Below are 13,649 nucleotides of genomic sequence, written 5' to 3'. Positions count from 1 at the left end.
AACAATCACGGAAAGCAAAAATGCTCAAACTATCGAGAATTTTCGCTTTCCACTGACTACAAATACTTTCATACTAATTCAGACTGCTCTTCTCAGCAGCGGCATACTCCTCGTCAGTATGGTTCTTGTCGCACCACTGATCCGGGGGAACCTGTTCCTTCACCGAGTCAATGTGCTTGCCGCAGCCCTTCCACGTGGTCTTTCCGCATACCTCGCAGGTGGTGGGTCGACACATGATTGTCTCCTTCGTTGTCGCGCCTCGAGCTCCTCGTTGGACCCGCTGTATGGTGTTGCGAGCTTCCGCTCTCGGGTTGGGGCTCCTCTTCATTGATTGTTTTGATGATACCCCTGGGATATCTGAAAAATGAGGTCTCCGTATGCCTACCCATCGCTTCTAGGCACAGAAAACCCCGGGTTTCCAACGGAAGCCCGGGGAGGGATGGTGGAGCTCAGGGGGTACGTGTCGAACTCGTGCCGGTTCGCGATCACCTTTTGTTGGTGGCTATGGCAGCGTGAGGCGTATTCATTTCCGCTCATACACGAGCAGAATCAGAAAGCCCCGTGTAAATGTGGTTAAATCATTCGATTCGCGATAGAATATCACTGCCCCGCATGGAGCCCACGCGGGGAGGCGCAGCCGCCGATCTCGTTTAAGCGAGATGAGGATCGGACGTGAGGGACCTTATCGGGGAGATGTACCCCGGAGACATCAGGACAGGTCACACCTGGTGCGAGTGGTGGGCAATGATGCCACTACTCTGTGAGGTTCAAAATGGCTGCGATTGCCAAAATTACCCTACCTCAGCTGTATTCGCTGAGAACACTGTCTGAAGCCGGATACGGCTCAATTGCTACGCTCCGCCGCGCTATTCGCGAGGGGCGTCTAGATGCCGTCCGCGTCGGCGGGAGCGTCAAGGTCAGCGCCGAAGCACTCGATGCCTATATGCGCGCTTCAACCGAGCGTTTCGCCTCCAACGGAGGTGAAGTCCGATGGGCATAAAAAATCACCCCGGCACCCCCAAGGAGAGCACCGAGGCAATCAGTTCTGTTGACACCCATTCTACCACGTCGCTCGTGAGTGGTACAGCGCTGCCGACGATCAATCAACTCATCTCTGAGGAGGTCGCAATCTTCCTCGCTCCGAAGAAGCAGAGCACGTACTGCCCTGCGGATGCGGAGAGGTTCCTGCTGAACCAGATCAACAAGCGCCTGCTTGGTGAGAACGAGAGGAACGGCCTCAGGGGCGGGCTCGCTCATCGTCCGCTCAAAGTGCTTCCGCCCTCGACAATCGCGACGTGTATTCTCCACCGCGAGCTTAAGCACACGGGTCTGATCGGTAAGTCAAGAGCGACGGCTGAGTTGGTGACCTATGAGGACGCGGGGCCTGACGAGGGCCTGTATGTGCCTGCTGAGGATCGTATCCGTCGCCTGGCTCGTCAGTACCACTACACGATCTCATCCAAGGATCTCAACGCTGTCGTGGAATGTGTGCGCGACTCGGCACAGCTGCTCTCCGAGAGCGAGGATGGCGATGTCGTGGCATTGGCGAACGGGTTGTTCCATCTGGACTCTAAGGAGCTGCGCCCGTTCTCGCCCGATGTCGTTCTCAGGTCGAAAGCCTCTGTTGCTTTCCGTGAAGATGCCACTACGTGCCCGGTGATCGATGGCTGGAGCATTGACGAGTGGATCAGGGAGCTTGCGAACAATGATCCCCAGGTCGAACAACTGTTCTGGGAGATTATTGCTGCTTTGTTCCGTCCCGAACATCCGTTTCAGAAGGCTGCGCTCTTGTACTCCCCTACTGGATCGAATGGTAAGGGCACTTTTCTTGAGCTGCTGCGTCATCTTGTCGGGGTCGATCGAGTGGCTACTCTTTCGATCTCTGATTTTGGAGAGCAGTTTCTTCCTGAGGCGCTGTGCAGTGCTTTTGCTGTTCTTTCGGATGAGAACGAGGTTGGCGATTTCTTGCGGAAAGCTGGAGCGTTCAAGGCATGGGTGACTCATGACTGGATCCGGATTAACGTTAAGTACGGCCCAGCGAGGAGCGTTAAGGGCCGTGGCCTGTGCGTCTTTTGTGTCAACGAGCTGCCCTCATCCAAGGACAAGTCTGAGTCTCTCTACCGTCGTTTTGTCGCCATCCCGTTCCTCAAGCGTTATGTTGGCGCGGATGAGAACACGGCGATCAAGAACGACTACGTGAAGCGTCCTGAGGTTCTTGAATACGTCGCTCATAAGGCTTTGATGATGCCCTGGTTCGACACGTTCATCGAGCCTGCTGTGTGTAAGGAGCTGCTCGGTCAGATTCGTGTTGAGAACGATCCGGTTCTTCAGTTTGCTGAGGAGTTCTTGGTCCAGTTCAAGTGGGATCTGCTTCCGTGGAAGTTCTCGTTCAGGCTTTACTCCGCGTGGATGCGCAAGGAGGTTCCCTCTGGGCATCCTGTGGGCATTAGAGAGTTCACCAAGCGCATGACTGACTACGTGGACAAGAACCCCTCGTGTGGATGGTTCGTCCCTCGTGGTGCGGACGGTAATCAGAAGGCTATGAGCACACGAAATCGAATCGTCGGAGATGAACCCCTAGCTGTGGAATATGACCTGAGTGACTGGATTGATCTCCAACCTGTAGGCGGTTCTATGCGCAAGATCGGGATCCCGCACAACATCCCGATTAATGCACGTGGTCTTATGCGAGCAGGCACTTCACCTAATGACGACGAGGACAGTTATTCGTCGTTTGATCCGTTCCAAAGTACAAACGAAAAGGAGGACATGAATCATGTCGAATCTCGATAAGGAAATTGCAGCCGCTCGTGCAAGAGTCGAGCGTCTGAAGGAGAAGAAGCGCGTTGCTGAAGCAAAGGAACGTGCGCGTCTTGCAGAGGCGATTTTGAGTGTTCTTGACGAGATCAAGAACAACGAAAATGAGAACGCCGATCAGGTGAGTGTTACTGCGCTTATGAATCGAGCGAAGGCGAAGATTGATGCGCAAAACGCGAAGCGTAAGCGTGCTGCTGCTAAGGCAGCCGCGCGTCGCCGTGAGGCGAACAGCGGAGCGACGAATGAGTCAGGTTCTCAGCCCGTTTGGGGTGGAGAACAATGATGAATGTCGTCGTGAACGCGAGGGGGGTTTCCAAAGGGGGCGGGACGCCACCCTTTGGCCAGCACGGACTGTCGTCAGACAGACCGTCTGCTGGCCGACAGGCGGTACCACCCCTGAAGCTCGACTCAGATGAGACGAGCGTTAAGAGTACGCCTGTCCAACCGGAGGTCGCCACAACGAACGAGGTCGAAGACCAAGTTCGGGGCGGGGACCGTAGGATCGCGAGGCGTAAGTCTCGCGAGTCGCGGGTGACTGTCAGGTTCGATGAAAGAGAACATGTGCAGCTTACCCGCGTTAAGAATCGCTACGGACTCAGTGAGTCTGGAGCGATTCGGGCCGCCGTCGATTACCTCGACGGCGCGCCCGCGCCGAAGCTGGTCAATCGCGACTTGTTGCGATTGATCGGCGAGGTTAATGCCGTAGGTGTCAACGTCAACCAGCTCGCCCGGCAAGGGTGGGCTGGTATTGAGCCAGACGTCGACGATTTGCGTCGTGCGACTGCGACGTTCCTCGCTCTAGCGAAGGAGTTGTCACGATGAGTATTACGAAGCAGACGACGACGGTGCGAGCAGCAGCGGCGATCATGTATGCACACTTCGGAAAACCTGCTGACGTGAAGCATTCACGTGCGGCTGCATGGCGTTCGGACTTCCGTAACCCGTACGACGCGATTACGTCTATTGAGTCGATGTTGAAGGGCACGGGGCGCAAGAACCAAGCGCTCATGGTGATCCAGTCGTTCTCAAAGGACGAGCTTGATCCTCGTGATCCGATGACTCCGATGATCGTTGCTGATGCTGCCTATGCACTCGCGAAGGAGGTTGCACCGAACTCGCCGTGCGATGTCGTTGTTCATCTGGACTCCGACGGTGGCAATCCTCACGCGCATATCACAATCGCAAATGTCGATCTCGTATCGGGGAAAGCCGCGAGAGAGAACGGTCTTGCTCATTGGGTCTTGAAGAAGGCCAACGACAAGATCATGCGAGAGATGGGTTTGCAGGTCTTGGAGCCTCATGAACTCGCTCATGATGTGAACAGGTCGCGTTCTGGTGAGCGCGCTGAAGGTCTCACCGTGGATGACGTGGAGCAGCTTTCGAAGAACACGTGGAGAGAGTTTCTCGCTGATCGTGTTGATGAGGCGTTGCGTGATTCTCGTTCGGTGGGCTTCGACTCGTTGCGCGCTGTTGCACGTGAGTACGGCGTGAGCATCGAAAAGAAGACCAGCGCGAAGAGTGAGGCTGAGGGTCGTGATCCGAGCGTCACGTATGCCCTCGTTGATGACAATGGCGAGGTGCGCAGGTTCGGTCGCTCGAAGGCCGCGTGCACGGCTCGCAAGCTCGGTACTGATTACCAGTGGAGCACTCTCCACGACACGATGAATGAACGCGTTATGCGAGAAAAGGAGATAGAAGATGTCCAGAGCTATGGAGAAGATGGAAAGCAGCTCGATGCAGCGCTCGCAGAACTCAGAGCAGTTGAGCAAGATCGACGAGACGCTCCGCGTCTTGATTACTACGTTGACCTCGCAGAGCGAGCGAATAAAGAAGATCGAGGAGGCGCAGGTGAGCCTAATGCTCGTGTTGACCTCCAAGACTTCGACTTCGGAAGCCTCAGAAGCCGACTCGCTGACGAACGACATCAACGCGATCAAGAAGACGCTGAACGAGCAGAGCGAGACGCTGAGCGAGCTCGGGGAGACCGTGAGCGACAAGCGCGTCTTGAAGCTGAGCGACGGAAGCGAAGTGAGCAATTCCGAGTTTCAAGCATTCTCGATGATGAAGCAGATCAAGAGCGAGCAGACGAAGATTATTACGGCCTTGGATGAGCTTAAGAAAACCGTCGGCAACGGTAGGACTGTGCGTGTCGATATGAGCAAACTTAGTGAGTACGCCGTCGGGGTGCTCGATGAGCGGCTTTCTGTGGCGGTGGAGGAGCGCGTTCAGCGCATTGAGAGCACTCTCGATGGGTATGAGCAGCGCGTTGTTGATATTGGCGCTCAGAAAGTCGCTGAAACCGCTCAGAAGGTCGCTGAGGTCTCAGACAAGGCTAACAAGGTGTTTGCGTCCCTAGAGCGCAATGAGCGCCGTCTAGAGGATCTGGAGGGGCGTATTCCATGGACGACGGTCGGAAAAGTTGCCATTGCTGTGCTACCGCTGTTCGCCTCGCTCTTGCTCGTGGGTGGCCTCGTGTGGGGCGTTATGAGCATGTTTGGCATTGGTCCTCTCTTTGGCTGGGCATGGGCCTCGTTCACAGCGGCCTCGCTGTGGTGGCAGAAGATGTTGATCGCTGCTGCGACGCTCGGTGGGGCAGCGTTGTTCATCTGGGTAGTCCTGCGGGTGAGCCGATGGGTCTACGAGGAACTCAGGTAAGGAAGGAGGTGAGAAGGATGGTGAAACCTGTGATTGGAACGGGCATCAAACTGGGCAAGCCTCGCGTCGAGGTCGATCACTCTCGGCCGATCAACAAGAACGCTGAGCAGTTCGATGGAACGGTGCGCAAAGGCGAGAGCGTTGTTGAGAGTATCAGCGCCGTGTTCTCGGTCTGATCAACAGTCTAAAGTAATTAGGCTAAATCATAGTCAGATCTGAACATTCTGAAAGTTGCCCCTACTAACCTGGCAGTGTCATAGGGTGTAAGCAATTTTTCGTGTAGTGGCGGTGCTGTTTGGAGGCTGATCATGGGGTGTCGTCGGATGCTTGGGGTCGAAGATCGTGCGGCGATCATGGCAGGGCTGGAGGCGGGTTTGTCCCAGGTGTGTATCGCCCACTTGATTGGGCGTAGCCCCTCGGTGGTGTGCCGTGAGATCGCCCGCCATGCAGGTCCTGACGGGGCGTATCGGGCCGAGGAAGCCGGCAAAGCCGCCCGCGCGGCCAGGCGCCGCCCGAAGAAGCGCCTGTTGGATCGCAATTCGGTTCTTCGCCGCCGCGTGATTGCTGATTTGTCTCAGGGGCACACGCCCCGCCAGATCAGCGGACGCCTGCGCGCCGAAGCGTGTGGCACACTGCCCACCATGGATACTTCCCCCGACGCTCAGGGCCACACGATCAGCCACGAGGCGATCTACACGTGGATCTACGCCCACCCCAAGAAGACGCTCATCGAACACGGCATTTGCTTGCCCTCGCGCCGGTGGATGCGCAAGAAACCCCCCACAGGCGGGCGCAAACCCCCCATTGTTGGGATGCGATTGATTGATGAGCGCCCCGACATTGCTGATCGGAAAATCCCGGGCAACTGGGAAGGTGACCTGATTATCGGCCAAGACGGGGCCAGCGCGTGCGCGACCCTGGTTGAGCGCACGACCCGCTACCTGATCATCGTCGCCTTGCCTCTGGGTCGGAAAGCCGACCAGGTCTGTGACGCGCTCACCCGCCGCATCCAGGGCCTGCCCGACCAAGCGATGCGCACACTGACCTGGGACCAAGGCCGGGAAATGGCCCGACACCAGCGCCTCACCCACGACACCGGCGTGGACGTGTTCTTCGCTCACCCCCACAGCCCCTGGGAGAGAGGAACTAACGAAAACACCAACCGGCTCATCCGCCGATACCTACCCAAAGGAACCCCCATCACCAGCCACCAACCATACCTCGACGCCATCGCCTACGAGCTCAACAACTGCCCCAGAGCCACCCTCGACTACCGCACCCCAACAGAAGCATTCAACGAACTCATTGCTACCACCCATTGACACCGCCCCTTGCATCGTTGTATCATAGCAGTGCGGGTAACTTTCTGTTACCTGAATATGTTCAGATTCTGAGAGCTTGGAGAAGTCGTGGTCACCATTGACCTTGACACCCGTGTTGAAGAGGTTGAGGAAGCTGTTTGTCCTCACATCACCTCGAAGTTCCTGTGCGCCCCTGGGTGCCCGACGGGTGGCATTGCATGCTTCACTACCCAGTGTACTAACGGCTGCAGCATCTCTGTTGGCTGCAAGTGGTTAGTAGCTTTGTCGCAGCAGTCGGCCCTGGAGGTAAAGCATCCTAGGCCTTACCTCCAGGGCCGTTTTCTTAGAAAGGTAGGCCATGCCAGCTATATCGGTAACTGATTTGTCGGTTGGGTACAAGAATTCCCCAGTAGTGAGCGGCATTAACTTGCAGCTAAATACTGGCAGGATAATCTGCCTCCTTGGACCAAATGGAGCAGGTAAAACCACCTTAATGAAAACGCTCCTTGGTCGGATAAAACCATTAAGTGGCCACATTAGATACGATCAGACAGACATTAGCGAAATGTCAGCTGCAATCGACCATCCAAGCTACTTTCCGTATCTGAGTGGTAAACAAAATGTACAGGTCGTCGCGGCATTCTGGGGTCTGGATGTTGATCCTGAGTCGGCCTTGGATAGTGTGGGCATCGTCCGCGCTGCCCACGGGCGGAAAGCCAAGGACTACTCGACCGGCATGAAGGAACGGCTGGAGCTTTGTCTTGCTTTATTATCTAGGCCAAAGTTTTTGTTCCTTGATGAGCCACAGAATGGTTTGGATCCAGATGGCATGATCTCCTTGTCTGCGACGCTTCGCCGTTATCGGGACGAAGGGAACTGCGTTGTAATATCAACGCACCTCCTCCATGAGATTCAAGGCGTCCCGGATGAGTGTGTCGTAGTTCGTAACGGCAACGCTTTGCATATCCCCGACCTCAACGGCGTGAATCTCGCGGACCTATATCACCGGGGGTAGGACCATGCGAATTACTTCAGCTATCCGTGCTTTGCTTACTTACTATTGGAATATCTGGTATTTTCTCGCGGCTATCTTGGGCTCAATGGCGTCGCTATTCCTCGGTGCATGGATTTCAAGTGAGGCAAACGGAACTCCAATAACAGGGGGATACAGCTTCTTCTTTACTGGAACGCAGCCACTGATTTCTCTCGCATTACTCTTTATACTTGATGCTAGGGTTTCCAAGGTCCACTACGGGGGTTTGCCTCGGCAGGTATACATTGCTTGGTTGCCTAGCGTCCTGCGCACTATCTGTCGAACGCTTTTAATAATTCTTGTGAACCTGCTTAGTGTGCTGCTATTCGATCTAACAATGGTTTTGTCTGGTTCGAAGATGCACTCTGGGCTAGCGACCCTGCTTTGCTTTCTTACCTTCCAAAGTATACTAATTGCTCTGATCTACTCGACATTAGAAAGTCTCTCAAGACCTCCGGCTGCCGCGGCAATTTCAGGTGTTCTTCTGTACTTCTGGATAGTGCTACCCGGTAACCTAGCTGACAATGCTACCCCATACATATCAAACGCCCTCCACTCCGTAGGGCTGAATCTCAATGGTACCGCAATCTCGTTCGTAGATATCCAGGAGCAATCAAATTTCGGTCTCTCTGCGCTTATCCCGGTACCAATCCTAATTATTACCTATGTTCTTGTGGCTAGGTTTCGAAGTAAAGGAGCAGTAAGAAAATGAAGTCTTTGTGTTCTATCGAGCGAATCGCAATCATTCGTTGGGTCACGATCGCTTATATCGGTGCACTAGTTCTTCCGCTACTGTTTCTCCGCTATGGAAATACCATTGCCGTAGCGCAATCCGCGATACTCATCATGCTCCCAATTGCCACGGCAGGTCTAGCTTTGTCGCATGCTAAGGTCCCTGCCTCGTATGTCTCGTTTAGTATTCACGATAAACTTCTGCTCCGGTTCATTGCTAAATCGCTGCTTCTCGCACAAGTAGTTAACCTGTGTTTGAGTCTGCTTTATGTCTCTATCATTGGCTTGCTTGTTAATGAGCGACTGTCGAGTCATACTGCTTTAGTACTTGTTTTCTCTTCGGTTGTGCTAACTCTGGCATGTTTTACGCTTCGGCTTTGGACTACTTCATTAGTTTCATGGATTGTTATCATCTTTTTTGTGGTGGCAGGTCTTCCGATTAGCACAGGTGATTTTGCAAACTCACCGGTCTTGTTTGCTGTCGTTCCCACTACTTGGATTTTAAAAGGTGCCACCTTTGGCTCTTATATATTTTCTACCGGGATTCTGTTGGCTGCGATAAGTTCGGGGTTTTTACTGAGGTCGGTGAAACGTGCATAGTTATACTTCACTTGGAAAACCGCATGTGAGGATAGCTGCACTTCCAACGGATAGGTTTCCAAGTGACAGCAAAGCGAAGTCAGCGTTTGCTAAACTGTTCTATCGAATCCCAGTTTGAGATCGGTCCTTGCAAGTTCCACACCTTCGTTTTATTCCGCTATCACGAAGGCTATTTCCGGCTCTTCCGAGTTGAGTGTGGGTGACCGGGTATTGGTCGGGGGTTGTGGGTAGAGGTCGAGGTCCTTGATGATGAGCGGACTTCTACCACCGCGATCTTCAAAGGACCTCGACAATGTCGGGTTATAGGACATTTCGTGTTACTGGGGTTAGTCCCAGGTGTTGTGGTAGGGGGTGGTGTGGTGGAGTTCGTTCCAGCAAATTGCGTCGCCCCAGCCGGGGATGGTGCCGGCGGCTTGGCGGGTTTGACAGGCTTGGTACCAGGCGTTTTCGAGGGCTGCGTCGGTGGGCATGGTGGCCAGGATTGTCGCTGCTGGCTGGGGGGGCAGAGTGGGTGTAGCACCACCCCCTACCAGCAACACGTAGTGTCCTATAACCCAGAAAGAAAGCTCTCCCTGGAAGCCACTGAGGCTTCCAGGGAGAGCAGTCAGAGAGTGCGAAAGATGAATACACCGCTATCAACGGCATCCGCAACGGTGTAGTCGAATTCGAGGTCGTGAATCCACGCGTCCCAGTCGAAGAAACGCTTCGCCTCCTCAGGCCATCCGTCCACCAGACAGATGTCCTCAGCGAGCTGTGTCGCGTAGTCCTCGAACGAGTCCCAGCAACCACAGTAGCGCTCCTTAAAGTCGGAGACGCTCGGTAGTGTATCCCCACACGCTACGTAACAGCCTGTTTCAATCCATGCGAGCAGTGCAGGCCACTGTTCTTCTCCGATCTCATCGAAGACTTCACCCCAAAGCTGTGCTGTATCGGGTGACATTTCGCTGGTTCCTGTGGGGAACCCCTCGTGATCAAAGATCCATAGCTCGTCGTGATATGTGGGGCCAAGGTGTAGGTCTTCAGGTGTTACCTCACCGGCTTCTTCTGCCGGGAACCATCTCCCGTTGAGTATGCCTTCGTTATAGCAGGCTAGACAGCCGATCCAGACCGACGGACGAACAGTAGTTTGAGTAATCATTCCAACCTCCCGAGTAGGTGGAGGTGAGGCCGGGCAGTCCAGCTCGGGTAAGGACGCACACAGGCGACCTCACCTCCAACGAGTGGCTCGGGGTCGCTTTGCGACCTTCTCAGGGGATGAGCGGGAGGAGGACCTTTATCGCTCATGAGGAGGGGAATTATCATCCTCATACGATCTCAGTGGGGTGGGGTTTGCATATCAAGTAGCACATGTCTTACCGCCTGATTACCGCTTTCACCGCTTGGTTACCGCCTGTTTGAGGCTAAGCGGTATATCGAAAACGTTGGTATATCAGTCAAAACATGGTGCGTTACCGCCTCTACCGCCTAATTTCTAAAAAGTGTACACGCGAGTGTTCATCTTCCTACATATGCGTGTGTATATATAAAAGTTTTCGGTTTTAGGCGGTGAAGGCGGTAAAGGGTTGGGATTCGGTTGAGATACGAGGGAAAACGCTATACCGCTTTTGCATTTTCAGGCGGTAAACAGCCGGTATCAACGCCGATTAGGCGGTGAAAATCCTCCTCTGCAACCTCCCTCCCACGAGATCATGCACGAGCGAAGATAGTCATACGCCCCGAAGGGGCGCTGTGCAGTTTTACCTTATTGCGTCCGTCAGAGAGCAGTCTTGGAAGTTATCAGAGCCCAGCTCTCTCGAACAATTCTGCAACAGTAAGGTCAAGAGCCTTGGCAAGTCCGTAAATTGTCGCCATTTGAGGATTGGAGCAGCCTGTTTCACCTTTTCGACCTGACGCACGTCCAGCCTCTAGCAATTGCATTTGATTTTTTGTGATCCCCGCCCCAAAAGCCAGCTTTTCCTGAGAGAAACCACGTTCTATTCGCGCCGCCTTCAGGGCGGCAGCAAGTCGGTTCGCCTCCTCATTACTCCATACCATGACTTCCATCATGTGAAACAGGCCTTTGAAAGAACACCCTATATACCAGGCCTGCTGTATCATGCCTTGTAGGTTCGCCTGAAACACGAGCACAACGAAGGAGCTCTCATGAGCCAACGACATCTCTCATTCGTCGCCCTACTAGCAGCAGGAGCTCTGCTCAGTGGGTGCTCTGGAGGAGTTTCGTCCCCATCGGATGGAGCCAACCACTCCCCCGACAGCAACCAGACCTTCACCTTCAGTGGCACCCTCGGGCCTGTCGAGAGTATCCACGTGGAGTTCCCGAAGCCCCTCCTTGATGCGATGGGAGCGGACGCGGATAATTTGCTCGTCACAGCTGTGGACTTGAAGGCCCACAAACTGGATTCTGCGAAGTACTGCGCGGTCGATGTCACTCGTACCTTCGCAAAGGGCGCGGTTGAGACTCTTTCGGCACCCAAGAAGGTCGACTATCAGTCGATGTCACTGCTCGACCTCTGGGCAAGCAGCGACGAAGCCGGCCAGCGTCTTGATGCGCTCCTGAAGGATTCAGGGGCATCCATGAGCGTCAAGGAGCTGCTGGCCACAGACAGGGGTTTCATCCTCAAGATGCCTGCTGGCCCGGACCGCGACGCACGACTGCAAGACATCGGCCTTGAAGGCTTTGACGTCGACGCCTTCAACGCGGGCGTCCAGAAGCTCAAGGACGAGCTGAGCGCGAGTACGCCGAAGAGCGATCCGACGGCCACGCTACTGGAGCGCGAGGGCGCGAAGCCGCTCAGTGAACTTAATGAGGCTTCACCAGAACCGGGTAGGTATATGAGCGACGATGCATCGGTCATCACCGATGTGATGAAGTGCGCCGTGGAACCGTTTGCTAATTCCACGAGCGATACTGCCGTTGAGACCATGAGAATAACGAAGACGGGCTCATCTTCACCAGAAGACTTCGCCTACCTCCGGTTCACCATCATGAAAGATGGAAAAATCACCATCACTGACTCGAATGTCCTCGGCTTCCAGCAGGACTCCTCTGGGAACTGGCTCAAGAAGTAGTCACGTTTTCATTTCTCCCCGAGCCATCGCCTTGGAGCAGGCTCGGGGAGAAGTGTTGTGCGCCTGAGAATAGAGACGCATTGAACGGTAAAATTATTGCCAGGTGCATCACTGCGAACTGTTGAGGGGGTAATGAGGTGAAGCTACATTCCGAATACAACGACAATCAGATGGTCGTTGCCTATTACAGGTATTCATCCTCCTCGCAGAACGAGGCGAGCATCGAGCAGCAACGTGAGATGGTGCAACGTTGGGCGAAGTCACAGGGTCTCGTCGTAGTCAATGAGTACGAAGACGCGGCGAAGACCGGCACCAACGCAGACAGGCCGGGCTATCAGTTGATGCTCCGCGAGCTGCCCAAGATCAGGCCTGCCTACGTCGCGGTGTGGAAGAACGATCGCCTTGCTCGCGACCGCGCAGAGCTGGTCCTCGTCAAGCAGGCGATCCGCTCCATCGGAGCGCGTGTCCACTACATCGAAGGGATCTCCCCCACCGATTCGCCCGATTCTGTGCTCGTGGAGGGGGTCGCAGATGCGTTCGCCGAGTACTACTCACTCCAGCTCTCAGCCAACATCCGACGAGGTCAGCGTTACAACGCCGAGCGAGCCCTCTCCAACGGCCACAAGATCTTCGGTTTCACTGTGGACCAGGACAAGCGCTACATCCCGGACCCGGAGACGGCTCCCATCGTCACGCAGATCTTCCACGATTACGCCTCGGGCGTGTCCATGCAGAAAATCTGTAACCAGCTGAACGCCCAGGGAATCCGTACAACGCGCGGATACAGGTTCACGCCGAAGAATCTCAACAAGATGCTCAAGAATCGCGCCTACATTGGCGAGTACGCCTATGGCGGGCACGTCCATGAGGACGGGATGCCTCGCCTCGTTGATGACCTCACGTTTAATGAAGTCCAACGCCGGTTCGCAATCAACAAGCGTCGTGGGGCAAAGACCAAAGCCGAGCTCGCTGCTCAAGGCGAGAACGCACCCGACTACTGGCTCACAGGCAGGGCGTACTGCCTCACCTGTGGCGGGCCGATGGAGGGCGTGAGTGGCACCTCGAAGACCGGCAAGACATATCGGTATTACTACTGCCTCAATCAGCGCAAAAAGAAGTGCTCAGCAAAGACCGTTCGCAAGGACGAAATCGAGGTACGGATTCAGGAGATCGTCGCCTCTTTCCTCGCAGATCCTGAGATGCTAGCCTCGCTTGCTGTTGATCTAGCCGATCATTACCAGAAGACCCATGGGCGTGGAGATGACATCCTCAAGGCATTGGAAGCTCGGCGCGCAGACGTGGAAAGGAAGCTCGCCAACTTCGTCAAGGCCATCTCCCAAGGCATCTTCAACGACACCACTGCCGAGGCCATGCGCTCCCTAGAAGAGCAAAAGCGTGAGCTTGACGCAGCAATCCAGGCCGAGCATGTAAAGGCCACACTT

At 54.8% G+C, this 13,649-nt stretch carries 15 protein-coding genes and 1 pseudogene; 13 read left to right on the top strand and 3 right to left on the bottom strand.

Annotated elements, in window-relative coordinates; translation table 11 throughout:
- Positions 1–772 precede the first annotated feature (772 nt).
- The 11 genes from HMPREF0045_RS00440 (at position 773) to HMPREF0045_RS00395 (ending at position 9,138) form a co-directional block, all read left to right on the top strand.
- On the top strand, positions 773–1,000 hold the full coding sequence (locus HMPREF0045_RS00440) for a helix-turn-helix domain-containing protein (protein WP_005984444.1): 228 nt from the start codon (positions 773–775) through the stop codon (positions 998–1,000).
- A complete protein-coding gene (locus tag HMPREF0045_RS09470) occupies positions 991–2,793 on the top strand; it encodes a DNA primase family protein (protein WP_005984442.1) in 1,803 nt (600 codons plus the stop codon). Before HMPREF0045_RS00440 ends, HMPREF0045_RS09470 begins: the two co-directional genes overlap by 10 nt.
- Complete coding sequence (locus HMPREF0045_RS00430) at positions 2,777–3,100, top strand: hypothetical protein (RefSeq protein WP_005984440.1); 324 nt, start codon at positions 2,777–2,779, stop codon at positions 3,098–3,100. Before HMPREF0045_RS09470 ends, HMPREF0045_RS00430 begins: the two co-directional genes overlap by 17 nt.
- Positions 3,101–3,378: 278 nt before the next feature.
- On the top strand, positions 3,379–3,639 hold the full coding sequence (locus tag HMPREF0045_RS10320; RefSeq protein ID WP_129582511.1) for a hypothetical protein: 261 nt from the start codon (positions 3,379–3,381) through the stop codon (positions 3,637–3,639).
- Positions 3,636–4,928, top strand: coding sequence for a relaxase/mobilization nuclease domain-containing protein (locus HMPREF0045_RS09885; protein WP_081466765.1), 1,293 nt, complete (start codon positions 3,636–3,638; stop codon positions 4,926–4,928). The genes HMPREF0045_RS10320 and HMPREF0045_RS09885 overlap by 4 nt, the downstream gene beginning before the upstream one ends.
- A complete protein-coding gene (locus tag HMPREF0045_RS09880; RefSeq protein ID WP_081466764.1) occupies positions 4,876–5,472 on the top strand; it encodes a hypothetical protein in 597 nt (198 codons plus the stop codon). The genes HMPREF0045_RS09885 and HMPREF0045_RS09880 overlap by 53 nt, the downstream gene beginning before the upstream one ends.
- Positions 5,473–5,489: 17 nt before the next feature.
- A complete protein-coding gene (locus HMPREF0045_RS10315; protein WP_005984432.1) occupies positions 5,490–5,648 on the top strand; it encodes a hypothetical protein in 159 nt (52 codons plus the stop codon).
- 132 nt (positions 5,649–5,780) lie between these two features.
- Complete coding sequence (locus HMPREF0045_RS00410; RefSeq protein WP_005984431.1) at positions 5,781–6,794, top strand: IS30 family transposase; 1,014 nt, start codon at positions 5,781–5,783, stop codon at positions 6,792–6,794.
- A gap of 337 nt (positions 6,795–7,131) precedes the next feature.
- Entirely contained in the window at positions 7,132–7,788 is a 657-nt protein-coding gene (locus HMPREF0045_RS00405) for an ABC transporter ATP-binding protein (RefSeq protein ID WP_005984428.1), read from the top strand.
- Between the two features lie 85 nt (positions 7,789–7,873).
- A complete protein-coding gene (locus HMPREF0045_RS10840) occupies positions 7,874–8,518 on the top strand; it encodes a hypothetical protein (RefSeq protein ID WP_231196659.1) in 645 nt (214 codons plus the stop codon).
- Positions 8,515–9,138, top strand: coding sequence for a hypothetical protein (locus tag HMPREF0045_RS00395; protein WP_005984426.1), 624 nt, complete (start codon positions 8,515–8,517; stop codon positions 9,136–9,138). The genes HMPREF0045_RS10840 and HMPREF0045_RS00395 overlap by 4 nt, the downstream gene beginning before the upstream one ends.
- A gap of 326 nt (positions 9,139–9,464) precedes the next feature.
- On the opposite strand, the gene HMPREF0045_RS00390 is transcribed toward HMPREF0045_RS00395, so the two are convergent.
- The 3 genes from HMPREF0045_RS00390 to HMPREF0045_RS00380 form a co-directional block, all read right to left on the bottom strand.
- Positions 9,465–9,608: a hypothetical protein gene (locus tag HMPREF0045_RS00390; RefSeq protein ID WP_159430574.1), complete on the bottom strand. Its 144-nt coding sequence runs from the start codon at positions 9,606–9,608 to the stop codon at positions 9,465–9,467.
- A 134-nt stretch (positions 9,609–9,742) separates the two neighbouring features.
- Positions 9,743–10,276, bottom strand: coding sequence for an antirestriction protein ArdA (locus HMPREF0045_RS00385; RefSeq protein ID WP_005984424.1), 534 nt, complete (start codon positions 10,274–10,276; stop codon positions 9,743–9,745).
- A 638-nt stretch (positions 10,277–10,914) separates the two neighbouring features.
- Positions 10,915–11,235 carry a helix-turn-helix domain-containing protein gene (locus HMPREF0045_RS00380; protein ID WP_231196658.1) on the bottom strand — a complete coding sequence of 107 codons (321 nt, stop codon included), beginning with the start codon at positions 11,233–11,235 and terminating at the stop codon, positions 10,915–10,917.
- Positions 11,236–11,280: 45 nt separating this feature from the next.
- Here HMPREF0045_RS00380 and HMPREF0045_RS00370 point away from each other — a divergent pair, with 45 nt between their 5' ends.
- Together HMPREF0045_RS00370 and HMPREF0045_RS11275 are read left to right on the top strand one after the other, a co-directional pair.
- Positions 11,281–12,207: a hypothetical protein gene (locus HMPREF0045_RS00370; RefSeq protein ID WP_005984422.1), complete on the top strand. Its 927-nt coding sequence runs from the start codon at positions 11,281–11,283 to the stop codon at positions 12,205–12,207.
- Between the two features lie 170 nt (positions 12,208–12,377).
- Positions 12,378–13,352: pseudogene (locus HMPREF0045_RS11275) on the top strand (recombinase family protein); the annotation flags it as partial.
- Positions 13,353–13,649: the final 297 nt, after the last annotated feature.

The sequence above is a fragment of the Actinomyces graevenitzii C83 genome, from assembly GCF_000239695.1.
GTDB lineage: Bacteria > Actinomycetota > Actinomycetes > Actinomycetales > Actinomycetaceae > Actinomyces > Actinomyces graevenitzii.
This window is presented reverse-complemented; position numbering and strand designations above follow the sequence as displayed.